This is a genomic window from Sphingobium sp. OAS761 (assembly GCF_024168485.1).
Lineage (GTDB): Bacteria > Pseudomonadota > Alphaproteobacteria > Sphingomonadales > Sphingomonadaceae > Sphingobium.
The window spans coordinates 140,191-161,842 of the sequence record NZ_JALJVY010000002.1 but is presented as its reverse complement, the minus strand read 5'-3'; the positions used below and the strand labels follow the sequence as shown (position 1 = coordinate 161,842).

Annotated in this window: 18 protein-coding genes and 1 tRNA gene; 10 read left to right on the top strand and 9 right to left on the bottom strand. The window is 65.2% G+C overall.

From position 1 onward, the window contains the following. The first annotated feature begins 116 nt into the window (after positions 1 to 116). From J3E64_RS03460 to J3E64_RS03445, 4 genes are read left to right on the top strand one after another with little or no spacing between them, the layout of a single operon-like run. Positions 117 to 1,622, top strand: coding sequence for a hypothetical protein (locus J3E64_RS03460; RefSeq protein WP_253339793.1), 1,506 nt, complete (start codon positions 117 to 119; stop codon positions 1,620 to 1,622). A gap of 15 nt (positions 1,623 to 1,637) precedes the next feature. Continuing rightward, positions 1,638 to 2,795: a MoxR family ATPase gene (locus J3E64_RS03455; RefSeq protein WP_253339791.1), complete on the top strand. Its 1,158-nt coding sequence runs from the start codon at positions 1,638 to 1,640 to the stop codon at positions 2,793 to 2,795. Between the two features lie 4 nt (positions 2,796 to 2,799). Continuing rightward, positions 2,800 to 5,421, top strand: coding sequence for a hypothetical protein (locus J3E64_RS03450; protein WP_253339789.1), 2,622 nt, complete (start codon positions 2,800 to 2,802; stop codon positions 5,419 to 5,421). After that, on the top strand, positions 5,418 to 7,055 hold the full coding sequence (locus J3E64_RS03445) for an alkaline phosphatase family protein (RefSeq protein WP_253339787.1): 1,638 nt from the start codon (positions 5,418 to 5,420) through the stop codon (positions 7,053 to 7,055). Before J3E64_RS03450 ends, J3E64_RS03445 begins: the two co-directional genes overlap by 4 nt. A gap of 76 nt (positions 7,056 to 7,131) precedes the next feature. On the opposite strand, the gene J3E64_RS03440 is transcribed toward J3E64_RS03445, so the two are convergent. From J3E64_RS03440 to J3E64_RS03430, 3 genes are all read right to left on the bottom strand, one after another. Next, positions 7,132 to 7,725, bottom strand: a complete 594-nt coding sequence (locus tag J3E64_RS03440) for a nitroreductase family protein (protein ID WP_253339785.1) — start codon at positions 7,723 to 7,725, stop codon at positions 7,132 to 7,134. An 80-nt stretch (positions 7,726 to 7,805) separates the two neighbouring features. Continuing rightward, positions 7,806 to 7,964, bottom strand: coding sequence for a hypothetical protein (locus J3E64_RS03435; RefSeq protein ID WP_253339783.1), 159 nt, complete (start codon positions 7,962 to 7,964; stop codon positions 7,806 to 7,808). 374 nt (positions 7,965 to 8,338) lie between these two features. After that, complete coding sequence (locus tag J3E64_RS03430) at positions 8,339 to 8,971, bottom strand: DNA-3-methyladenine glycosylase (RefSeq protein ID WP_253339781.1); 633 nt, start codon at positions 8,969 to 8,971, stop codon at positions 8,339 to 8,341. Positions 8,972 to 9,044: 73 nt separating this feature from the next. Between J3E64_RS03430 and J3E64_RS03425 the strand changes: the two genes are divergently transcribed. Then, entirely contained in the window at positions 9,045 to 9,362 is a 318-nt protein-coding gene (locus J3E64_RS03425; protein ID WP_253339779.1) for a 2Fe-2S iron-sulfur cluster-binding protein, read from the top strand. Positions 9,363 to 9,377: 15 nt separating this feature from the next. Here the strand turns inward: J3E64_RS03425 and J3E64_RS03420 are convergent, their stop codons facing one another. Together J3E64_RS03420 and J3E64_RS03415 are read right to left on the bottom strand one after the other, a co-directional pair. After that, a complete protein-coding gene (locus J3E64_RS03420) occupies positions 9,378 to 10,103 on the bottom strand; it encodes a hypothetical protein (protein ID WP_253339776.1) in 726 nt (241 codons plus the stop codon). A 40-nt stretch (positions 10,104 to 10,143) separates the two neighbouring features. Continuing rightward, positions 10,144 to 10,884, bottom strand: coding sequence for an RNA methyltransferase (locus J3E64_RS03415; RefSeq protein WP_253340259.1), 741 nt, complete (start codon positions 10,882 to 10,884; stop codon positions 10,144 to 10,146). A 99-nt stretch (positions 10,885 to 10,983) separates the two neighbouring features. Here J3E64_RS03415 and J3E64_RS03410 point away from each other — a divergent pair. The 3 genes from J3E64_RS03410 (at position 10,984) to J3E64_RS03400 (ending at position 13,719) form a co-directional block, all read left to right on the top strand. Continuing rightward, positions 10,984 to 11,070, top strand: a tRNA-Tyr gene (locus J3E64_RS03410). A gap of 132 nt (positions 11,071 to 11,202) precedes the next feature. Then, positions 11,203 to 11,358, top strand: coding sequence for a hypothetical protein (locus tag J3E64_RS03405; protein ID WP_253339767.1), 156 nt, complete (start codon positions 11,203 to 11,205; stop codon positions 11,356 to 11,358). 84 nt (positions 11,359 to 11,442) lie between these two features. Beyond that, positions 11,443 to 13,719 carry a glycoside hydrolase family 3 N-terminal domain-containing protein gene (locus tag J3E64_RS03400; protein WP_253339765.1) on the top strand — a complete coding sequence of 759 codons (2,277 nt, stop codon included), beginning with the start codon at positions 11,443 to 11,445 and terminating at the stop codon, positions 13,717 to 13,719. Here the strand turns inward: J3E64_RS03400 and rsmA are convergent. From rsmA to J3E64_RS03380, 4 genes are all read right to left on the bottom strand, one after another. After that, positions 13,716 to 14,564, bottom strand: a complete 849-nt coding sequence (gene rsmA / locus J3E64_RS03395) for a 16S rRNA (adenine(1518)-N(6)/adenine(1519)-N(6))-dimethyltransferase RsmA (protein WP_253339763.1) — start codon at positions 14,562 to 14,564, stop codon at positions 13,716 to 13,718. The genes J3E64_RS03400 and rsmA overlap by 4 nt on opposite strands. Further along, complete coding sequence (pdxA, locus tag J3E64_RS03390) at positions 14,554 to 15,594, bottom strand: 4-hydroxythreonine-4-phosphate dehydrogenase PdxA (protein WP_253339761.1); 1,041 nt, start codon at positions 15,592 to 15,594, stop codon at positions 14,554 to 14,556. The genes rsmA and pdxA overlap by 11 nt, the downstream gene beginning before the upstream one ends. After that, positions 15,572 to 16,963: a peptidylprolyl isomerase gene (locus J3E64_RS03385; RefSeq protein WP_253339760.1), complete on the bottom strand. Its 1,392-nt coding sequence runs from the start codon at positions 16,961 to 16,963 to the stop codon at positions 15,572 to 15,574. Before J3E64_RS03385 ends, pdxA begins: the two co-directional genes overlap by 23 nt. 85 nt (positions 16,964 to 17,048) lie before the next feature. After that, on the bottom strand, positions 17,049 to 19,283 hold the full coding sequence (locus J3E64_RS03380) for an LPS-assembly protein LptD (protein WP_253340257.1): 2,235 nt from the start codon (positions 19,281 to 19,283) through the stop codon (positions 17,049 to 17,051). Between the two features lie 210 nt (positions 19,284 to 19,493). Here J3E64_RS03380 and J3E64_RS03375 point away from each other — a divergent pair, with 210 nt between their 5' ends. Both J3E64_RS03375 and J3E64_RS03370 read left to right on the top strand, forming a co-directional pair. Beyond that, positions 19,494 to 20,939: a leucyl aminopeptidase gene (locus J3E64_RS03375; RefSeq protein WP_253339758.1), complete on the top strand. Its 1,446-nt coding sequence runs from the start codon at positions 19,494 to 19,496 to the stop codon at positions 20,937 to 20,939. Beyond that, complete coding sequence (locus J3E64_RS03370) at positions 20,939 to 21,376, top strand: DNA polymerase III subunit chi (RefSeq protein ID WP_253339756.1); 438 nt, start codon at positions 20,939 to 20,941, stop codon at positions 21,374 to 21,376. Before J3E64_RS03375 ends, J3E64_RS03370 begins: the two co-directional genes overlap by 1 nt. The last annotated feature ends 276 nt before the right edge of the window (positions 21,377 to 21,652 follow it).

The window sequence follows — 21,652 nt, the reverse complement described above, 5'->3', positions numbered from 1 at the left end:
TAGCGGATAATACTTGGAAAATGGACAAATCGGGTTGCGAATACTCCTATTTGGGGTCATCCTTGCTTGATCGGCGTCCCGCCATTTCGGTCCGGATGCGCGCGGGCTGGGGGCTCATGAATTCCGAACAACGGCTCGCCTGTCAGGTTCGTCTCGGCGATGCGGAGGGAAATCTGCTGGGCTGCGGCTTCATTTGCGGGCAGCGGCATGTGCTTGGTTGCACTCATGTCGTCGCCGCCTGTGTCGGTGGTCCGCTGAAAAAGGGCGACGTGGTTTCGGCGCGTTTCCCTATGGCGCCTTTTCATCGCGCGCAGCTGGTCGTTCGGGATTTTCATCCGTCGGACGGCACGGAGGCGATGGGACCGGCGATCCATCGTCTGCGTGACCTTTGCCTGCTTGAACTGGCGCCGGGCTTCTCCTTCCCCGTCGATTTCGTCGCCGCAACGCCGATGCGGGGCACGCTGGCCGACGATATGCCCGTCTATGCGTTGGGCATGGGCCATCTCCGGGACGAGGAAGGACGCTGGTCGGGGGATGTGGGTGGCGTCGGCCTGCGCGGCGCGCTGGGCGATTATGACGATTTGAGCCGGCGGCGCGTGCATTTCCGGGACGAGGAGATTGCCGTTCGGCGGGGTTGCTCCGGCACGGGCGCCTTCGGCCCCGGGGGGCTGATCGGCATGGTCGTCGAAAAGCAGGAGGCGCGCACTGCGTTCATCGTCCCGCTGGCGGTACTTGGCGATATGTGGAGTTTCGACCTGGAAGCGCCCACAGCGGTGCAGTCCGGTGCAGCGCCGCCCGGACCGGCGGCCGTGCCGGTCAACCGTGCCTGGCTCAATGCGTTCGAGGAATTTGACCGGAGCGATCAGGTCGCCCATTTCAGAACGGCGTTCAAGGCACGTTGGCAGGATGCGTCGGGGGCATTCATGTGCGCTATTGCCGGGCTGGACGCCGACCTGCCGCTGTCGTGCCGTGAGCGGCTGCGGCTGACCCTGCGCCCCTTTCTTGAGAAGCAGGGATTCAGTTTTCGCAAATTCCTGGCGGAAGAAATTTCCTGGCCGGTGCGCGAGCGTTTCGATGTGGCGGGCGAGTTCGACCGGATGCGCAACGTAATCGCCTATCATGTCGGCAGCGATGAGGCCGGTGCTGCCGCGATCCGCCAGGGATTGAACGATCGGCACCAGCCGTCCGCCTTTTTCAGCATGATCGACCAGCGTCACTGGGGTCGTCGCCACGCGCAATTATTGCGCCAATGGGGCGACCTGCTGCGGGAGCTGAGTTCGGAAAGGCTGGAAAAGCCCTGCATCCATTTCATCATTTTCCGGCTGGACGCCGGTCAGGTCGATCCGGCCGCACCCGAGCCCATGCATCGCCTGCGCCGTTTTTACGCGGGCGCGCTGGCCGATGTGAACGACCGGGGCGTTCCCGGCCGTCTGGCCGGTACCGAACTGCTGAACGACTTCATGTTCGACAATGTCGAAACCTGGGTGGAGCGGGTCGGGGCTGAGATGGATCTGGACGAGGACCGGATCGACGATATCAAGGCGCAGGCGCGCCGAAGCCTGCCATTGTCTGAGCGTTTCCGGCTGGACGCGATCAATGGCTGGATCCGGCAACTGGCATAGAAAGGGGACAGGGCGATGGTCGAATTCGTTGCCGTAAGGACGTCGCCGCAAGCGGAAGGCAGCGGCGCGGAGAGCTTCGCGCTATGGCCGCCATTGGTCGCCGATCATGACCGGCCGACGACCTACAAGCCCGCGCCCGGCCTGGCCGAAGCGGTCGACGTGGCGATGCTGCTCGGCGTGCCGTTGCTGCTGACCGGCGAACCGGGGACCGGCAAGACCAGGGCGGCCTTCTGGCTGGCCCACGAGCTGGGGCTGGGCAGGCCGCTGAAATCGGACGTCAAGTCCGGCACCACCGGCGTCGACCTGCTCTACAGTTTCGATGAGGTCGCGCGCTTCCGCGATGCCAGCCAGAATGAGATTCGGCCGCTGATCGACTATGTGCGGTTCAATGCCCTTGGCCTGGGCATCTTGCGCGGCGGCGGCGACAGCGCGCCCCTGACGGACCTGTTCGGCAATCCGCCGGACGAGGCGCTGCTGGTCAGGGCCTTTGGAAAATCGGCCGCGGGGGAGGCGCCCCGGGCCGGATTGCTGCTGCCGGGCGGCGGCCTTGGCGAGGCGGTGCATAGCGTGGTGCTGATCGATGAGCTGGACAAGGCGCCGCGCGATACGCCCAACGACCTGCTCGCCGAGTTCGAGACGCTGCAATTCGCTATCCCCGAACTGGGGTTGAAGCTGACGCCGGGTATCAAGCGGCCCATCGTCATCCTGACCAGCAATTCCGAACGGTCGCTGCCCGAACCTTTTTTGCGCCGCTGCGCCTATTTCGACATCCCGTTCCCCAATCCGGACCAGCTCGCCGAAATCGTCAGCGCGACGCTGGGCGGGTATCGGCCGGACGAGCAGGAGGAAGCATTAGAGGAGGGGGCGTCCGCTGCAACGGTCGACGAACGCAGGGCAAGCTTCGCCCCGGACAGCCCGTTGGTACAGGAGGCGGTGACTGCCTTCCTGCAAATCCACGACACGCCGCAATTGCGCAAGAAACCCGGCACGGCCGAATTGCTGGCCTGGTTCGACATATTGCTCAATCATGTCGGACTGGGTCCGGGCATGTCGCTCTCCACTGCCGTGCGCACGCGACCGAAGGAGATTGAACGGACGCTGTGCGCGCTGCTCAAATCGGCCGAGGATCTGGATATCGGACGCCGTATCTTGCGTCAGGCGGCGTCGGGCTGACGCCGTGTCGGCCGCGATCGATGCCCCGGATTTCTTCGCGCGCGGTCTTGAAGCGGCCCGTCTGCTGCATATGGGGCCGGGCGCGCATCTGCGTCTGGAATCGTTGCGACGCCATCTGATCGCGCGCGGTATCGGCCCGGACGACGTGCGCATCCCGATGTGGCTGGCGGCCGCCCTGTGTCGATCCAGTCACGAGCGGCAGGCGTTCCTCACGCTGTTCGCCGGGATGCAGGCCGGCGCGGCGGCTCCGCCCGCCAGGGAGCATCCCGGTGAGGCGGACGAGGCGACGGACACGGCAACAGTGCCACTGGCGCCCGATCGGCCTGTCCTCTGGTGGCGCCGGCGATGGGTCATCCTGGCGAGCGGGACATTCCTGCTGATCGCCATCGTCGTCGTGCTGGTGCATTTCGCGCCGGATCCTGGTCAATCCTCGCCGGACGGCGGCAATGACAGCGGGGGCGTGGCGAATGTTCAGCAGGCCGACAAAGGCGGTTCGACGAACCAGATCAGCCCGCCGGGCACTTCGCCCTTGCCGAACTGGCCAGCGATCGTCCCGCTGGTCGTGCTCTTGCTGATTGCGGCGGCCTATAGCGTGTCGGAGATTTTGCGTCGGCGGCAATTGTTGCGGGATCATGCGCCTGCCCCACAGCGCGCGCTGGCCCTGCGTCTGGCGGAAAATCCCAATGGCCTCATGACCGGGCGCGCCTGGCGTCTGGCGCTGCGGCGTCTGCGGCGGCACCGGCGGGAGCGGGGATATCGGCTCGACCTTCGCGCGACGGTGAAGGCCACGATCGGCGCGGGTGGATCGCCCCGGTTGCGTTTTCGCAGCCGGGCGCTCAGTCCGGAATATCTGCTGCTGTCGGAACGGGACTCGCCGCGGGATCACCTCGCCTGGCACGCGCGCCTGCTTGCGCGGCGCATGGATGCAGAACAGATTGCGCTCAGCCATTTTGAATTTGTCGGCGATCCGCGGCGCCTGCGTCCGGCCGCCGGCCGGGGTGCGCGCGAGACGGTGCCGCTTGCAGGCGCGCTCGCGCTAAACGCACGCGCCAACCCCCTTATTCTGGCCGAAAGTTTCGACTCGCTCGCGCCTGATGTGGGGACGAACTGGGTCGACACCCTGCGTCAGGCGTCCGTCCCGGCCCTGCTCGACCCGCGGCCGCCGGGCTTGTGGAACGCGGCGGAGCGCCGCGCGCGGGATGCCGGCATTCCACCCTTTGCCTTCGACGCGGACGGCCTTGGCACTTATGCCGCCTATCTCGAAAATCCGGCATCCAGCACCGCCTCGGTTGTCCCGGACGGGTTCGATCTGCCGGAAAGCCTGATAAGGGGAAGCGGGATGCTGCTTCGCGACGAGGCGCCGCCCGCTTTCGTCGTCGACGGGTTGATCGACGATCTCGATTGCTGGCTCGGCGCGGCCGGGCTGGACTGGCTGCGCGCGTTGGCGCTCTTTCCCCATGTCGAACCGGAATTGACGGTGCATATGGGATCGAGTCTTGTCGACGAGGCCGGAGCGCCGCTGCTGGCGGAAGCGCGTCTGTTGCGCTTGTCGCGCCTGCCGTGGTTCCGTACCGGACATATGCCGGATTGGTTGCGACTGGCGCTCGTTCAGGGCCTGTCACCCGACCAGCTGGCGCGCGCGACTGAGGCGATCCAGGCGTTTCTGTTGCCGCAGCAGGCAGGTGCGGTGCGGATCGACCTGGCGGCGGGCGCCGACCTGCGGCACCGGGCGAAGCTGCGCGAATGGCTGCGTCTCAGCCCGCAATCCGTCCTGGCTGACCGCATATTGGTCGATGCGCTGACCGGTCGGGTGCCCGACCGACTCGGGGTAGAGATCGCGCCGACGCTGCGCGATGCCGTCGCGCCGCTCTGGCGGAACCGGATCGCGCGCGCCTGGATAACCACGCTGGTCGTGTTGACGGCGATGCCGATGCTGCCTTTCTATCCCGCTTTGTTCACCAGCAGATCGGTCCCGCCGCAAGACTTGCCGAGCGCCGTGGAAGAGCCCTTGGCGGGCAATGAGACCGCGTCGCAGGTCCAAGATGAGACACCGCCCGCTCCGCCGGTCATGGAGAACGCAAGCGGCAACAGCGCCGGGACGAGCGATACGACAAAGCTGCCCGATACGAAAAAAGCGACCGGAGTGCGGATCGACCGGCGCAAGACCACAACGAAGGTGGATGAGGGAACCGGGCAAGCATATGCAGGGGTCAATGAACCGGGACCGGAAGTCCAGCAGCAAATCGGCGCCACGTCCCCGCAGAGCAGTATCGAAGGCAGATCGGGCGATGATGCCATCATGCGCAACGATCGGGCCCAATCCGAAATACTTCGGATGACCATTCGGGAGAAAAGCAATATCGACGCCGGGCTCAAGACCATATTTCTCGCCCGGTTCGACAGCGACGGGAACGGACAGATCGACAGCGATGAAGCGCGATCCATTTCCTGCGCCACGCTTTCCGCCGTCGCACGCGTGATCAGCAAGGCGGCGGCAGTAACCGATGTGGAGACGCTCTATTTCGCGCCGACGCCGGTGGGAGATATTGGTTTCGACGATTCCGGCCGCAAGGCGATCAGCGGGAAGCTGGCCGATTGCACCGCGGGCCAGACGGAGGCGCTATGAAAGGAGTCTGGAAAGCGGCGGTATTGTTTGCCCTTCCGACACTGATGGCGGCGTCGTCCGCATGGGCGCAGCCGCCCCGGCCCAGGCTGGTCGTGGCGATCGTCGTCGACCAGTTGTCCGCCGACCTGTTCGAACAATATCGCGACAGTTTCAGCGCGGGACTCAAGCGCCTGTCGTCGCAAGGCGTGGTGTTCGCATCCGGTTACCAGGCACATGCCGCGACCGAGACCTGCCCGGGCGCGTCGACCATATTGACCGGCATGCATCCCGCGCACAACGGCATCATCGCCAATAGCTGGATCGACGATCATGCGCGGCGCGCCGACAAGATGGTCTATTGCGCCGAGGATCCAGACGCGCCGGTGGCCGGTGACCGCGGCTATCGGGTGTCGGCCCGCAATCTGCTGGCGAAGACGCTGGGAGACCGGCTCAAGGCGGTCGATCCGGCCAGCCGCGTGGTTGCGGTGGCGGGCAAGGACCGGCTGGCGGTGCTGCTGGGTGGCCAAGCGACCGATCAGCTCTGGTTCTGGTCGGGCACGCGGTTCAGGACGGCCGCGGATGACGGCGATCCGCCGTCCGCCGTGGCGCGCGCCAATGCGCGTGCGCGTGCGGCCATCGCTGCCCCGGCGCCGCGTACCATCCCCGATAGCTGCCGCGATCATGTCGATCCGCAACCCCTGTTTCCCGATGCGGCGATGGCGTCGTCGACACCGCGTCCCGGGGACGTGCGCGGGTTCCGCGCGAGCGGCATGCTGGATGAACTTACCGCCGGACTGGCGATCGACCTCGCGCAGGAGATGAAGCTGGGCCGTGGCGCGGCCACGGACATATTGGCTATAGGGCTGGCCGCAACGGACTATATCGGCCATGCTACGGGCGCCGGCAGTGCGGACATGTGCGTCCAGATGGCCACGCTTGACCGGGTTATCGGGGAACTGACCGACCGGCTGGAACGCATGGGGACGCCGTTCGTGCTGATGCTGACGGCGGATCACGGTGCGCCCGATGCACCCGAACGCAGCCGGAGCCACGGGAACATGGCCGCCCGGCGGATCGGCATGCAACGGGTCACGCGTGCCATCAACGAAACTATCCGCGCGAAACTGGGCGTGGAGGCCGGAGCCCGGTTCATATCGACGGATAACGCAAGCGACATCTATCTTGATCCTTCGGCCACGGCGTCGCGTCCCGTCGTCGCGAAGATAGCGAAGGACGCGCTCCTCGCCCTGCCCGAGGTCGAGGCCGTCCTGACGCGTGATGAACTGGTGCGCGCGCCGAAACCGACACTGCCGGCTTCCCAATGGAGCATCGCGGACCGTGCCTGGGCCAGCTTCTATCCGACGCGATCGGGCGACCTTGTCGTGCTCTTCAAACCCTATGTCACGCCGATGGAATCCCCGCTACCGGGCAGCGTGGCAATGCACGGGTCGCCATGGGACTATGACCGGCGCATTCCGATCCTGTTCTGGTGGCCCGGTGCGGCACCGGCAAATCCCGCCACCGAAATCCAGGCGGTGGACATCATGCCGACCCTCGCCGCGATGGTGGGCCTGCCCCTGCCGGCGGGCGCGACCGACGGCACATGCGTCGCTTTGGCGCAAAGTGGGACATGGCCATGCGATCCTGCCAGGTAAATCAATAGTCCGAGATCGTTTTGGCATTTTGGCTGCCGCACACCGTCGACGGGCCCGATGCCATGACGCAGGTCGATCAGCTGACGAAATTTCCTGCAAAGGCATGACGGTCGATCGGGTTGCGCTCGCTCGGCGTTTCTCGGGCCTGTAGCGCTTCGGGCAGGATCGACTTGTCCCCCTGGCGGCCGACGGCAACTGCCGCCTCGATGCGGAAGCGATCGGGGACTGCCAACGCCGTGCGCGCGCGATCGAAATCAACGCCGGTCATGCCATGTGCCTGATAGCCAAGGCGGGTGGCCTGCAGCGCCAGCGCCATCCAGGCGGCACCCGCGTCGAAGCTATGGCTATGCGAAGGCCTGAGGGCTTCCGATCCGGGAGAGGCCATTTGCGTGTCGGATAAAATGAAGATCAGGACCGACGCATGCCGCGCCCAATTCTGGTTGGCCGGGACAAGCAGATCGAGAAAGCGATCCCAGTCGGCCCCGTCGCGATGGGCATAGAGGAAGCGCCATGGTTGATAATTGAATGCCGAAGGGGCCCAGCGCGCGGCATCGAACAGCGTATCCAGATCGGCCTGCGGCATGACGGACGCGTCGAACGCCCGGGGCGACCAGCGGTCCAGAAATAGCGGTTCGACAGGATTCGTAACGGTGCGGGACGTGGTCGGCATGAGGCGATCTCCTTGCTGGATGATCGGGCCTATGCCCGCAAAATCGGCAGGATGAGAAGATCCAAGGCGAAAACGATGCGTTACCGGGAGATGGTGTCCATGCTGAACAGCGGGGTTTCGCGCGGCCGGTGCGGATGTTCCCCTTCCTCCTCCATCAACACGATCGCCGGTTCCCGGAACAACGCCCGAGTAAGACGGCTCCACCAGCCGGCTTCTTCCGCTTGATCGTCCCGATCCATTCCCATCGCTCTCCTGCTGGCCGACTCGCGCGGCTTACTAGCGGCATGGTAGAGAAAGGGAAGGAGAATGATCAATCCCCCCAGTGGCCGTCAGCGGCATGTCAGGTCCCGGACAGCCCGTAGCGCGTGCAGTTCGCCAACGGGCTGTCCGGAGCCGCAACGCCATCTACTTGGAGAGAGATTGTGACAACGTTGTCTTGCCCAAATAGGCAAATTGCCGGGGGGATGCAACTGCCTTTTTCGGTCGTCAGCCAGTCCGCTGTCAGCATGCCACGCCACCGGCCGATGCGGGCCGCCACGATTCGCGGCATATGGTCCTGGATGTCGGCGCCACGATCTGCCCATGGCTGCGCGCGGCGCGGCTGCCGGAAACGTCATGTGGTCGCGAGCATATCCGCGCCTTTATTATAATGGTGCCAGGCCATGATGGCCGCCGCGCCGCGATGGGGGCGCCATGCTTCCGCAAGCGCGCGCGTGGCCTGCTCGGTCGGTCGGTCGGGCAGGCCCAACATGCGTCCCACGGCGATCTGTATGGCCAGGTCTCCTGCCGGCCAGATGTCGGGCCGGCCTTCCGCGAACAGAAGATATATTTCCGCCGACCATCGCCCGATGCCCTTGATCCGCACCAACTGAGCGATCGCTTCCTCGTCGTCGGCCGGCAAGGCGTGCAGGTCGAGCGCCCCGGAAATGACCAGATCGGCGAGCGAGCGGGCATAGCCCTGTTTCTGGCGCGACAGGCCGCAGGCACGCAGCGCGTCGAAGTCGCGGGCCATCAGGGCGTCGGGTGCGCATCCGGCGCCCAGTTCGGCCTCCAGCTTGCGCCATACCGACGCCGCCGCGGCGACACTGACCTGCTGTCCGACGATGGTGCGCAGCAAGGTTTCGTACCCCGGTTCCCGAACGCGCGGTTCGGGATAGCCGACGCGCGCGATGGCTGCCGCGAACGCCGGTTCCATCGCCGCGATCGCGTCAAGGCTTGTCCGCAAATGTCCTGCGGTGACCACCATTTCATCATCTCCGACCTTGATTTCCGCCTTACCCTCGGCCAGAGCGACGGAGAAATTCTAGGGGTTTGATGTGATGCCGAAACTGATTGTGGTCAACCGTGAGGGCGAAGAGAAGATTGTTGAAGGCGGCAACGGCCTGTCGGTCATGGAACTCATCCGCGACAATGGCTTCGATGAACTGCTTGCTTTGTGCGGTGGCTGCTGTTCCTGTGCGACCTGCCATGTCTATGTCGATCCGGCTCTGGGCGACGCGCTTCCGGCGATGAGCGAAGACGAGAATGATCTGCTCGACAGTTCCGAACATCGCAACGAGACGAGCCGCCTGTCTTGCCAGTTGGTGATGAGCGACGCGCTGGACGGCCTGCGCGTCACGATCGCGCCGGAAGATTGACGATGTGACCTGCCGTCAGCGTTGCAGGCGCAAGCTGGCGGCGGGTGCGTCACTGGTGGCGGGCGTGATGGTCCAGACGATTTGTCTGCCCGCCGGAACGGTCCTGGCCCCATCTTCCTGATTCTGGCTGACGATTTCGGCGTCGGTGGTCAGCGTGAAGCGGCCGTCCAGCGCCTTTGCGGCATCGTTGCCGCCAGCCATGCCTGCCGGGCCCTGGCTCTTGTCGAATCCATTTGAAAAGCCCGGCGCCTTGACCCGCACGCGATCGTCGCCGCGCAATTCCACGGCGACAAACGGCAGAATGATCTGCGCATCGGTGTTGAAGGGGAACAGGAATGCGTGGGTCAGCCTGCCGCTGACGGCATAATCGATCGCGAATTTCCGGCTGCCCAGATAGCGGACGGATCGAAACCCCTTTTCCTTGGACAAGGCATCGGCGATCGCGCGCATGTCCGTTTCATCCCCGGCCTTGCCGCTGGGAAAATCATCTTGCTTCGCGGCGATCTGCAACAGCGCGGGTCCGGCGGTCGCGCCATCCGCATCGTCTTCCCCGCCCATGCCGGGCGGAATGACGCCGTCCTTCATCGAATCCGCGGCCAATATCTCTCCCTTGTAGCTAAAGGTGAATTGACCGTCGGCGCGAATGTCGAGGCTGGAATCGAACCGGCCCGGTGTGACCAGGCAAGCGGACAGCAGCATCAGTCCGGCAAGCGCGCCGAAGCTGCGAGGCAATCGGGTCATGGCGGCCTTCCCCTCCAGTATGGCCGCCGCTGTCGGCCGCCTACCGGCTGGCGGCGGCGTACAGGGCGATCGCCGCGGCGTTGGAGACGTTGAGGCTCTCCATCCGCGGGCTGATCGGCAGTTTAGCGATAATGTCGCAATGCGCCACGCTGTTGTGGCGCAACCCTTCGCCTTCCGCGCCCAGGACAAGTGCGACACGGGAATCGCCGATCGCATCCCCCAGGGTGATGTCGGCGTCACCGTCCAGGCCGATGCGCCAATACCCCGCCTCGGCAATCTCGTCGAGGGCGCGGGCCAGGTTCACGACCCGCACCCAGGGCACGATTTCGAGCGCGCCCGATGCCGCGCGCGCCAGCACCCCCGATTCGGGCGGGGCGTGGCGATCCTGCGTCACGATGCACAGCGCGTCGAAGGCGGCCGCGGACCGCAGGATCGCGCCGACATTATGCGGATCGGTCACCTGGTCGAGTACCAGCACCGGCCGCCTGTCATCCTGTCCATCCTCCAGCACCTCGCCCAGCCAGACATCGTCCAGCGGCTCGACCTCGGCGACGATGCCCTGATGCGGCGCATCTGACGGGACCATGCGGCCGAGATCCGCGACGTCGGCATAGACGATGGGCAGAACCGGCGGCAGATCCAGCGCATTGAGCGCATCGCGCGTACCCCATATCTTGCGGACGGTACGGTCGGGATTGGCAAGAGCCGCGATAACGGCATGGCGACCGTAAAATCGCGGGAAGGCGCCCTTGGGCTTGGCGGAGCGGTGACCTTTTTTCATCATCGCGCTCTTTTCACATCCTACCATTGACAGGCAAGCCTCCATTCGCCATTGAGCCGCCTCCAGCGCGGCTAGCAAGGCTTTTCGCGTCAGGACACTGGACAGGTGGCCGAGTGGTTAAAGGCAGCAGACTGTAAATCTGCCCGGGTTTCCCGTACGCTGGTTCGAATCCAGCCCTGTCCACCACCTCTCTCTCTTTCCGATATCTACGCTGCGTTGCGACAAGAATATGCTGCAATGCGGCATTTGTCGTTGACTTGTCATATCATGCCTGCATCATGACCATGTCGAAACGAAAACCGGGGTCATGGCATGGCGATGAGTGACGATACCGCTGCCCTCGTGGCGGCACATCTAACCCAGGCCTGGGCAGTTCGGTCGGGCGTGAAGAAACCGGATCCTACAAAACCGATCGAAGATCAGGTAATGACCATCTACAGTCGCTTGCTGGCCGAAGTCCGCAAGACGAGCTGATCGAAACAGAACGCGAATAAAATCGCTGTCCGGCGCCGGTCGGACAAGATTGGTTCATCCCCAACCGGTTATGCCCGGTTCCGCATGACAATCGAACGCCGGGACCTGCTGATCCAGATAATGGCCGGAGCCATGGCCATGGGTGTGCCGCGCCGGGTGCTGGCTCAGGACCAGGTCGCGCGCGTCGACGATCTGATCGCGCGCATGACGCTGGAGGAAAAGGCGGGGCAAATGACCTGCCTCGCTGACAGCTTCCGTCCGTTCAATCCCCCCAACCCGCAGGCCGGTATTCAGGACGAACGTCGCCTGGCTGCGGAAATCCGCAAGGGAAGGGTAGGGTGCCTGTTCAACGGCATCGGCGTGGCGGGCGCGCGTCGCGCCCAGGAAATGGCCGTCGGGGAAAGCAGGTTGGGGATTCCGCTGCTGTTGGCAGGCGATGTCATCCATGGCCTGAAAACCATTTTTCCCGTCCCGATCGCCGAAGCCGCCAGCTTCGACCCGCATCTATGCGAACGGACTGCCCGGGCGATGGCGGTGGAAGCCACGGCCGCGGGTTTGCACCTGACCTTCGCGCCGATGGTCGACGTTGCGCGGGACCAGCGCTGGGGCCGGGTAGTGGAAGGGGCGGGGGAGGATGTCTATTTGACCGGACTACTGTCCGCGGCCCGGGTGCGGGGATTCCAGGGAAGGGATCTGCGCAGGTCCGACAGCCTGCTCGCCTGCCCCAAGCACTTCGCAGCCTATGGCGCGGTGGCCGGCGGGCTGGAATATGGCAGCGTCGACATTTCCGACGAGACGTTGCGCGAAACCCATCTGCCCCCTTTCGGTGCATCCTTCGCGGCCGGCGCACTCGTCACCATGGCCGCGTTCAGCGAGGTAAATGGTGTACCGGCCACCGCCGACCGCGAACTGCTGACCGACATATTGCGCGGGGAGATGGGATTTCGCGGCTTCGTCTGTTCCGATTATACGGCCGACGAGGAACTGGTCGCCCATGGTTATGCCCAGGATGCGCGCGATGCGGCGCGGCTGGCCGTGCTGGCCGGCGTGGACATGTCGATGCAGAGCGGCCTCTACACGCGTTATCTGCCCGAACTGGTCAACAGCGGCGCGGTCCCGGCGGCGACCGTCGACATCGCCGTGCGCCGCATCCTTTATGTGAAGGCGGCGATCGGCCTGTTCGACAACCCATGGCGGTCGCTCGACGAGGAAACCGAGAAGAGTCGTATCTTCACGCCGTCGCATCGCGCACTCGCGCACGAGGCGGCGACGCGATCCATCGTGCTGCTGCGCAACGAAGGCGTGCTGCCGATCGACCCGGGCAAGGTGCGCAAGATCGCCCTCATTGGTCCCTTTGCCGAGGACCGCGACAATCTCTATGGACCTTGGGCCTTCTATGGTGACCCGGGCAAGGGTGTCGACATCGCCACCGGCCTGCGGGCGGCGCTGCCCGATCCCGCCATGCTGGCCGTCACGCGTGGATGCGATGTCGGCGGCGCGATCGACGGAGGCATCGCGCAGGCGGTCGCCGCGGCAAAAACGGCGGACCTCGTACTGCTGGCCATCGGCGAATCGCAGGCCATGTCGGGCGAAGCGCAGTCCCGCACCGTGATAGAATTGCCCGCGGCCCAGCAGGCGCTGGCCGATGCGGTGGCGGCGACCGGCACGCCGATGGCGGTGCTGCTGCGCCATGGTCGCGCATTGGCCCTGCATGAAGGTGTTGCCGGCGCCGGCGCCATCCTCGCCACCTGGTTCCTGGGCAGCGAGGCCGGCCATGCGATTGCCGACGTCCTGCTTGGGAAAGTCGATCCGTCGGGGAAATTGCCGGTCAGTTTTCCGTGGGAGAGCGGGCAGGAACCCTTTTTCTACGACCGCAAGTCGACCGGACGGCCCGTGGTGGACAATGGCAGCACCGAATATAAGGCGCGCTATGCAACGACGGACAATAGCGCCCGTTTTCCCTTCGGCCATGGGTTGAGCTACACCCGCTTCACCCTGGACCGGTTGACGTTGTCCGACGAAGCCCTGCGTTGGGACGCCGCGATCGAGGTAAGGGCGCGCCTGACGAATGCCGGGCAGAGAAGGGGCAGCGAAGTCGTCCAGCTCTACATCCGCGATCGCGTGGCCAGCCGCACCCGGCCCATTCGGGAATTGAAGCGCATCGCTCGGGTCACGCTGGATGCGGGGGAAAGCCAGACGGTGCGCTTTTCCCTTTCCCGAACCGATCTCGAATTTGTCGGTGCGGGAAATCGCCGCATGGCCGAGCCGGGCGTGTTCGACCTGTGGGTAGGGCAATCGTCGGTCGGCGGCCTGCACACCCAATTCACCCTCTATGGGGCGCCGCCCGGTATGACTGCCTAGCGCGTCGCGTTGCCCAGATGGCGGGCGATCTCGACGAAATCCTCGACGGCCAGTGTCTCGGCCCGGCGCTGCGGATCGATGCCTACAGCCTCCAGCGCGTCGATCGCCCCGGGCAAGCCCTTGAGACTTTGACGCAGCATCTTGCGGCGCTGCCCGAAAGCGGCCGCGGTCAGGCGTTCCAGATGGCGGAGCGCAATACCGTCCGGGGCGGCGCGTGGCGTGATGTGGACCACGGCGGACATGACCTTGGGCGGCGGCGTGAAGGCGCTGCGATGCACCTTCATCGCGATGCGCGCGTCGGCACGCCATTGGGTCAGGACTGCCAGCCGGCCATAATGGTCGGTGCCGGGCCGTGCGACGATCCGTTCGGCAACCTCCATCTGGAACATCAGCGTCAGGCTGGCCCACCAGGGCAGAGGTTCCCATGGCGCGGAAAGCCAGCCCACCAGCAGCGGCGTACCGACATTATAGGGCAGGTTTGCGATGATGTGCGCGCCTTCGCCCGCTTCGGCACGGGCATCCACCTGCATCGCGTCACCGGAGATGATGCGCAACCGGTCAGGGAAAGCTTCCTGCAATTCCGCGAGCGCGGGCAGGCACCGCTGGTCGCGCTCTACCGCAACCAGATGCGCGCCGGTGCGCAATATGGCGCGGGTCAGCCCGCCGGGGCCGGGACCCACCTCGAACGCGCGGCCACCCTGCGGCATGCCCGGAATAGCGGCGATGCGGTCCAGCAATTGTTCGTCCAGCAGGAAATTCTGCCCCAGCGCCTTGGATGCCGCGAGCCCGTGGCGGGCGATCACGTCCCGCAGCGGCGGCAGCGCCGGGCGCGGATCAACCGGCATAGGCAAGCCGGGATCGGGCGGCCGCTTCCGCCATGCGGATCGCGGCGATCATCGCGCCCGGATTGGCCATGTCCGTGCCGGCGATGCCGAAGGCGGTTCCGTGGTCGGGCGAAGTCCGCACGATCGGCAGGCCCAGGGTGATATTGACGCCTTCGTCGAAATTCAGGGTCTTGATCGGGATCAGCGCCTGGTCGTGATACATGCACAGCGCCGCGTCATAGGTTTCACGCGCGCGGGCATGGAACAAGCCGTCGGCGGCAAGCGGCCCCTTTATGTCCAGCCCGTCCTCGCGCAACGAATCGATCGCCGGGCGGATCACCTCGATCTCTTCGCGGCCGAGCGCGCCATTTTCCCCGGCATGTGGATTGAGCCCGGCAACCACCAGCCGAGGTCGCGCGACGCCGAAATTCCGCTGCAATCCCTTGACGGTAGCCAGCGCCCGCGCGCGGATCAGGTCCTGCGTCAGCGCGGCCGATACGTCGGCGAGCGGGATATGGATCGTGACGGGGACCACCTTGAGAGCCGGCCCGGCCAGCATCATCACCGCATTGTGCGGTGCGACGCCGCAACGTTCAGCGATGAATTCGGTCTGTCCGGGGTGGGTGAAGCCAACGCCGTAAAGCTGTTCCTTGCCCACCGGCGCGGTGATCAGGCCGGCGGCCGAACCCGACCGGGCGAGGCCGACCGATACTTCCAGTGCCTGAAAGGCGCTGCGCGCGCCATCGACGCTCGGCGCGCCCGGCACGATGGCGCCAGCATCCGCGACCTTGAGGCAGGGCAGGGCCTCGTCGAACAGGCCGATGGCTTCCTCCGGGGCGTTGATCGGTGCGATCGGGCCGAGCCAGACCGCACGCAGGGCGGCCGGATCGCCCACTGCGAAGAAGGGAGCGAGGCCGCGTGCGGCACGCATGACCCAGGCCTTCGCCACGATTTCCGGGCCGATACCCGCCGGGTCGCCGAGCGGGACGGCAAAGGGAGCCACTAGAGGCTGCTCGGGCGGAGCGGGGTCAATTATATTCGATGATGGCATCGCGGCGAAGGTCGCGCAGATAAATGCGTGCCCGCTTGTTGACCCGTTCCTCCTCCAACTGCGCCATGATCTGGTCGGCATTGGGGGCACCGGCTGCCTGCGGATCGTCACGCCCGCATACCACGAGCACGCGCACGCCGTCGGTGATCGACCCGAAGGGCGGCGTGGTTTCGCCCACCTGAAGGTTGACGAGGATTTCCTGAAGCTGGGGCGGCAGGTCGCGCACCTTCACATTGTCGTTGTCGACCACATCCGCGCCGATGCGTGCCCCGACCTCATTGGCCTGGCCGCAGCCCTTGATTTCCTTCACGGCGGCTGCGAACGCTGCTGCCTTGGCGCTCGCCTGTTCCTTGGTCGTTCCGGGCGCGAAGTTGATGGCCAGCTGTTTCAGGCTGAGCAGCGAATCGCGCGGATCGGCAGCCAGTACCTTTCGCTTGTCCATGACATACAGGATGGACACGCCGCCGACCGTATCGATCGGCCCGGCGATCTGCCCGACCTGCATCTCGTTTGCCGCCTGCGCCAGTTCGTTGGGAAGCTGTTCGGGGCGCACCCAGCCCAGGTCGCCGCCGACGGCCGCGGTCGAAGCTTCGGAAAACTGGCGGGCATAGGCCTGGAAGCTGCCGCCCTGCTGAATCTGCTGGATGATATTACGGGCGTTAGCGACGATCTGCTGATGATTTTCCGGTGTCGCCGACAAGTAGATTTCACCGATGCGGACTTCCTCGCTGCCCTTTGCGGCATTGAGGCGGTCGACAACCGACTTCACTTCCTCTTCCGACACATTGATGAAGGGCTGGATGTTCCGGCGGAGCAGGCGGCTCCAGGCAAGCTCGCCTTCGATCTGCCGCTTTATGCTGGCCGCCGAACTGCCCTGTGTCCGCAGATAGGCATCGAAATCCGCAGGCGACTTGCGGAAATTGGTCGCAACCCGCTCATAGCTCTGGTTGATTTCCTCCGGCGCGATCTTGATGTCGTTGGCGGCGGCTTCCTGGATCTGCAGGGTCTCGTCGATCAGGTTGCGCAGCACCTGAACGCGCAGCCGGTCCCTTTCCTCGTCCGACACCTTCCCGCCATTGGCGGTGATGATCAGCGCCAGACGCTGGTCCACGTCGGTTCCGGTGATGACATAGCCGTTCACCCTGGCGGTGGCCTTCCGCACATTCGGATCGCTCTTGCCGAACACCGTCATCTCGCTCGGCAGGTTGAGCGGCTGGCTTGCGACATCCGTGCTGTCGTCATCGACGCTCTGCGCGACCGCGACGCCATGAACGCACAAGCTGGCCAATGCGCAGGAAAGGCCGAAGGCACGCGCCCCCGAACGGGCGCGGTCAATCAGGCGGAGCGAGGGAAAAGCAGCAGGCAGCATTGTCGGCAAACATCTCCAATTGGGCCCGTGCGTGATGTACGGGTCCGCCTTAACCGGCCCTGACGGATGGCGGGAAAGCTGTTCCTTATATGCCAATGTTGCGGAATGCTAGCCGTAGCTGGAAGCTGTTGCCCTTTCGCGCGTCGCCGTTGCTCTGATAGTCGCGTCGCCAGGTCAGCCCGAGCGTCAGGCAGTCGTCCTCATACGCGACGCCAAGGCGATGGCGCACGGGTTCATAACCATCCGCGACGCTGACCGGGTCTTCCTTCGCGTCGGTCAAGTCGATGACGGTCGATCCGAATACGGACCAGAAGCGGGCGAACTGCACCCGGCCGCCCAGGCGCAATTCCTCGCGATCCTGCAAATCCTCTAGGCTGGACAGGGCGTCCCGGTTAAGGCGCAGATACCCGACCATGGCATAGGTCTTCTTGCTGCCCACCGTCGCGTCGATCTCGTTGCGCCGGACGGACAGATTGTCCTTGTCCACCCGGAAGCGGTGCGTGAAGCTGAGGAAATCCCTGTATCTGACGGTCGTCCGGCCGACGATATCCGATGTCCGGTCGGACAGGCCGGTGCCGTCGGGCAGGATGGTTTCCCGACTGTTGATGCGATAACTCTGGCCGACGATGCTTTCCAGCGAGAAACTGGGCAGCGAAAGGCTGTATTCCAAGCCATAGGTGATACGGCTTGAATCCTCGAACCGGTCATAGCCGGCAAAGCGATTGAGCGCGAAAAGATTGCTGTCTTCCAGGTCGACGGCGCGCGCATCCTCGTTGGGCAGCGACAGGTTGGCCAGATGCGGCGCGGCGACGATCTGAACCCGCGGGGCAATCCGCTGGATGCCGCCGAACGCTTCGCCCACGAAGGGCCAGCGCATGTCGACCGCGGCGGCGGCGATGCCCCGGGCCTGCCAGCCCGGATCGCCGGCATAGCTGGCGATGGACGTGAGGTCGTTGTCGCTGCTGTGATAGACGTCGCCGCGCAGATAGCCGGTGAAGGTGATTTCCTGTCCCATGCCTGTCAGCGTGCGCAGATTCCACTGGGCGGCAGCGAAGGCGCGCTGCGTGTCCTGACCGGCGGTGCGGGTTATGGCCAGCGTGTTGGCCTGAAGTTGCAGCACGCCGCCCAGCCACGGGTCCTTCATCCGAAGCCGGTAATCGACGACCGGCAGCGCGATGGGCGTCTGGCCCTGTGAATCGCCCTGGCGCAACGTCTGCACCGCCCAGCCACGGATCGAGAAATAGCTGTTCTCACCGATGCGCTGGGCACCGATCGTGGACCGCAGTCGGTCTTCGCGACTGATGTCGTAGCGTCGCAGGAAGGTCCGGTCCGTGGCGACGCGGATTGATCCGTCGAGGCTCCATTCAGGGCTGAACTGCAATGTGCCGCTGGCGTCCAGATGGCCGCGAATATCCCGCTCTGCGTCGGCCGGTGTGGTCCCGGCCGCATCCCCTATGCCGACGCGGCGCCCATGGGTGACATAGCCGGTGATCTGATAGGCGCCGCGGTCGTAGAGATGGCGGAAATTCGTCTCCAGCATCGGCAATGCGCCGGAATAGACGTGCGGCGTGACGGTCACGTCGCGATTGGGCGCCAGCTTGAAATAATAAGGCAGCGCCATTTCGAAGCCGTTATTCCGGTCATACCGCAAATTGGGCACCAGCAGCCCGCTGCTGCCATTGTCGCCGACCGGATGGGACAGGCCGGGCAGCGGGATCAGCGGCAAGCCGAACAGTTCGATGTTCGCGCCCTTGTAGGTCACGCGCTGGCGCGTCGGATCGTAGATGACCCGCACCGCGTTGATCTGCCACGTCGGCTCCTTGGGGCAAGCTTCGCTGTCCTCCACCGCGCAGCCGGTATAGGCCGCATGGTGCAGGGTGTAGATGCCGTTGACCCGTTCGCCCTTTTTCGCGGCCAGCCGCCCGCCTTGCTGGAGCACCAGCAGCATGTTGTCGACCGCGCCGTCCTTTAGCGTGTCGGTGACGTCGAACCGGTCGCCATAGGCGACATTGCCTTCGGGATCGGTGACGGAAACATTGCCCTTCGCCTCCACCTTGCCGCTGTTGCGGTCCCACACGACGGCGTCCGCGCGCAGGCGGTTGCCTTCCCGCAGCAATTGCACATTACCGCTGGCCGTAACGACTTCTGTGTCGCTGTTATATTCCAGCGTGTCGGCGGCGAAGCCGATCTGGTCGTCATTTTCGGGCACCGGCGTGTCGGGCGCGCTGATCGGTGTCTGCGGCTCGTTCAGTTGCTGGGCGAGCGCGGCCGGGCCGGCGAAACAGGCGATCGCGCCGCCGGTGAGCAGCAACGGGCGCAGCGGCCAGCGAAGAAGGGAAGCAGAAACCAAAAGAAGCCTCGTAAAGGGGCGATGATCGCTCCCGCCTATCGCATTGCTTGGCTCGCGCCGCAATCGGCCCGGCATTCTTTTGCGGCAAAACGGTCGAACCTCTTTGCCACGGGCGGTCCGTCGCACTATTTGGTCTGCGTAAGGCCGCTCCCGGCGGACAACAGAAGAAAAGGCCCTTTGATGGAAATCGCGATCAGCTCTTCCCGCCCCAACGCCGACACCCTGGTCTTCGCGGTCGCGCGCGGCGACTTCGACGCCCTGCCGCTTGGCGCCGCGCGCACCATCGCGGGCGCCGCCGCCGCCGCCCGGTTCGCCGGGGAAGCGGGAAGCAGTTTCGAAAGTTTCGCGGAAGAAGGCGGCACGCTGGTCCGTATCCTGCTGGTCGGCATCGGCAACGGCACGGACACGGACATGGAACGCGCCGGCGGTGCGCTGGTCGCGAAGTTGCTGGTGAGCGGGGCTACCCATGCGGCGGTGGAATTTCCCGGCGGCGCCAGCGGAGAGGCGGCGGCGCGTCTCGCCTATGGTGCGTTGCTGCGCAGCTGGCGCATCGACAGCTATCGAACCAGGCTGAGCGAGAAGGCGAAGCCGACGCTGGGGACCGTCACCATCGTTTCGGCCGATGCAGGTGCGGCATGGGCGCGCCTGTCCGCCGTCGCCGCCGGCGTGGCCTTCACGCGCGAACTGGTGTCCGAACCGGCCAACATCCTGTATCCGGAAAGCTTCGTCGAACGCTGCCGTCCTCTGGAGCAGATGGGCATCAAGATCACCGTGCTCGACAGGGCGGCGATGGAAAAGCTGGGCATGGGCGCGTTGCTCGGCGTGGCGCAGGGGTCGGTGCGCGAGGCACGGTTGCTGGCGATGGAATGGGACGGTACGGGCGGCGCATCGACCAAACCGGTGGTCTTCGTCGGCAAGGGCGTGACGTTCGACACCGGCGGCATTTCCTTGAAGCCCGGCGCGGGCATGGAAGACATGAAATGGGACATGGGGGGCGCGGGTGCCGTCGCCGGGGCGATGAAGGCGCTGGCCGGGCGCAAGGCGAAGGCGCATGTCGTGGGCATTTGCGGTCTGGTCGAAAACATGCCGGACGGCAATGCGCAGCGCCCCGGCGATATCGTCACTTCCATGTCCGGCCAGACGATCGAGGTGCTCAATACCGATGCGGAAGGCCGGCTGGTCCTGTGCGACGCGCTCACCTGGGCGCAACAGACCTATCACCCCGACATTATTGTCGATCTTGCTACCCTGACCGGCGCGATGATCGTGTCGCTGGGCAGCGAATATGCGGGCATCTTCTCCAATGACGACGGCCTCGCGGACGACCTGATCGCGGCGGGCAAGGCGGCGGGCGACCCGCTGTGGCGCTTCCCGCTGTCGGATGCTTATGACAAGCTGCTCGACAGCCCGATTGCCGACATGAAGAATATCGGGCCGCGCTTCGCCGGGTCGATCACCGCAGCCCAGTTCCTCAAGCGGTTCGTCGATGACGGCGTTAAATGGGCGCATCTGGACATCGCCGGCATGGTATGGGCCGACAAGCCGGGTGCCGTCTGGGACAAGGGCGCCACGGGCTATGGCGTTCGCCTGCTAGACCGCCTGGTCGCCGATCGGTTCGAGGGGTAATGCAGGTCGATTTCTACCAGCTGAGCCGCGATCCCGTCGAACAGGTGCTGCCCGCCATCGCGAGCCGCATCCTGGACCTGGGGGAACGGCTGCTGGTGGTGGCCGACGATGCCGGACGGCTGGCGCGCATTTCCGAAGGATTATGGGCCGGTTCGCCCGAAAGCTTCCTGGCCCACGGGCGTGCCGGGGAAGGACGGGACGCCGTGCAGCCGGTGCTGCTCGCGTCCGATTGCCATGCCGCCAACGGCGCGCGCCACATCGCGATCGCCGACGGCATCTGGCGCGAGGAGGCCTTGTCCTTCGACCGTGCCTTTTACTTCTTCGATCACGACACGATCGAGGGCGCACGGGCCAGTTGGCGCGCGCTGGCAAAGCGCGAAGGCGTGACCCCGCGCTTCTGGCGGCAGGAAGGGCGTAAATGGGTGCAGGGCCCGTGATCTCGCACGCCGATGTGCCGGACAAAACATGCCAAGCTTGCCGGATGAGCGTGCGAAGGCGGAGTGCGCTGAACATAGCGGGGGCGCTTGGCCGATGGCGGTGAATGTCAGCCATGCCGCCGGGTCAACCGCCGTTGCGGCCCTGCCTTTCATGTCTATCGCTCTAGCGGGCGTTTCCGGAATCATCGCAGGGGCGATTTCGGTCGCGGTACATTTGTGGTCTGGTCGTAACCGATCGTGCGAGCGGGCATCTGACCTGGGAGGTTAATGCTCTTG

Coding starts and splice junctions, on each gene's coding strand:
- J3E64_RS03375 (WP_253339758.1), top strand. CDS start 19,494: ATGGAAATCGCGATCAGCTCTTCCCGCCCCAACGCCGACACCCTGGTC.
- J3E64_RS03385 (WP_253339760.1), bottom strand. CDS start 16,963: ATGCTGCCTGCTGCTTTTCCCTCGCTCCGCCTGATTGACCGCGCCCGT.
- J3E64_RS03440 (WP_253339785.1), bottom strand. CDS start 7,725: ATGCCGACCACGTCCCGCACCGTTACGAATCCTGTCGAACCGCTATTT.
- rsmA (WP_253339763.1), bottom strand. CDS start 14,564: ATGCCGGTTGATCCGCGCCCGGCGCTGCCGCCGCTGCGGGACGTGATC.
- J3E64_RS03425 (WP_253339779.1), top strand. CDS start 9,045: ATGCCGAAACTGATTGTGGTCAACCGTGAGGGCGAAGAGAAGATTGTT.
- pdxA (WP_253339761.1), bottom strand. CDS start 15,594: ATGCCATCATCGAATATAATTGACCCCGCTCCGCCCGAGCAGCCTCTA.
- J3E64_RS03435 (WP_253339783.1), bottom strand. CDS start 7,964: ATGGATCGGGACGATCAAGCGGAAGAAGCCGGCTGGTGGAGCCGTCTT.
- J3E64_RS03400 (WP_253339765.1), top strand. CDS start 11,443: ATGACAATCGAACGCCGGGACCTGCTGATCCAGATAATGGCCGGAGCC.
- J3E64_RS03415 (WP_253340259.1), bottom strand. CDS start 10,884: ATGAAAAAAGGTCACCGCTCCGCCAAGCCCAAGGGCGCCTTCCCGCGA.
- J3E64_RS03460 (WP_253339793.1), top strand. CDS start 117: ATGAATTCCGAACAACGGCTCGCCTGTCAGGTTCGTCTCGGCGATGCG.
- J3E64_RS03420 (WP_253339776.1), bottom strand. CDS start 10,103: ATGACCCGATTGCCTCGCAGCTTCGGCGCGCTTGCCGGACTGATGCTG.
- J3E64_RS03370 (WP_253339756.1), top strand. CDS start 20,939: ATGCAGGTCGATTTCTACCAGCTGAGCCGCGATCCCGTCGAACAGGTG.
- J3E64_RS03430 (WP_253339781.1), bottom strand. CDS start 8,971: ATGGTGGTCACCGCAGGACATTTGCGGACAAGCCTTGACGCGATCGCG.
- J3E64_RS03405 (WP_253339767.1), top strand. CDS start 11,203: ATGAGTGACGATACCGCTGCCCTCGTGGCGGCACATCTAACCCAGGCC.
- J3E64_RS03445 (WP_253339787.1), top strand. CDS start 5,418: ATGAAAGGAGTCTGGAAAGCGGCGGTATTGTTTGCCCTTCCGACACTG.
- J3E64_RS03455 (WP_253339791.1), top strand. CDS start 1,638: ATGGTCGAATTCGTTGCCGTAAGGACGTCGCCGCAAGCGGAAGGCAGC.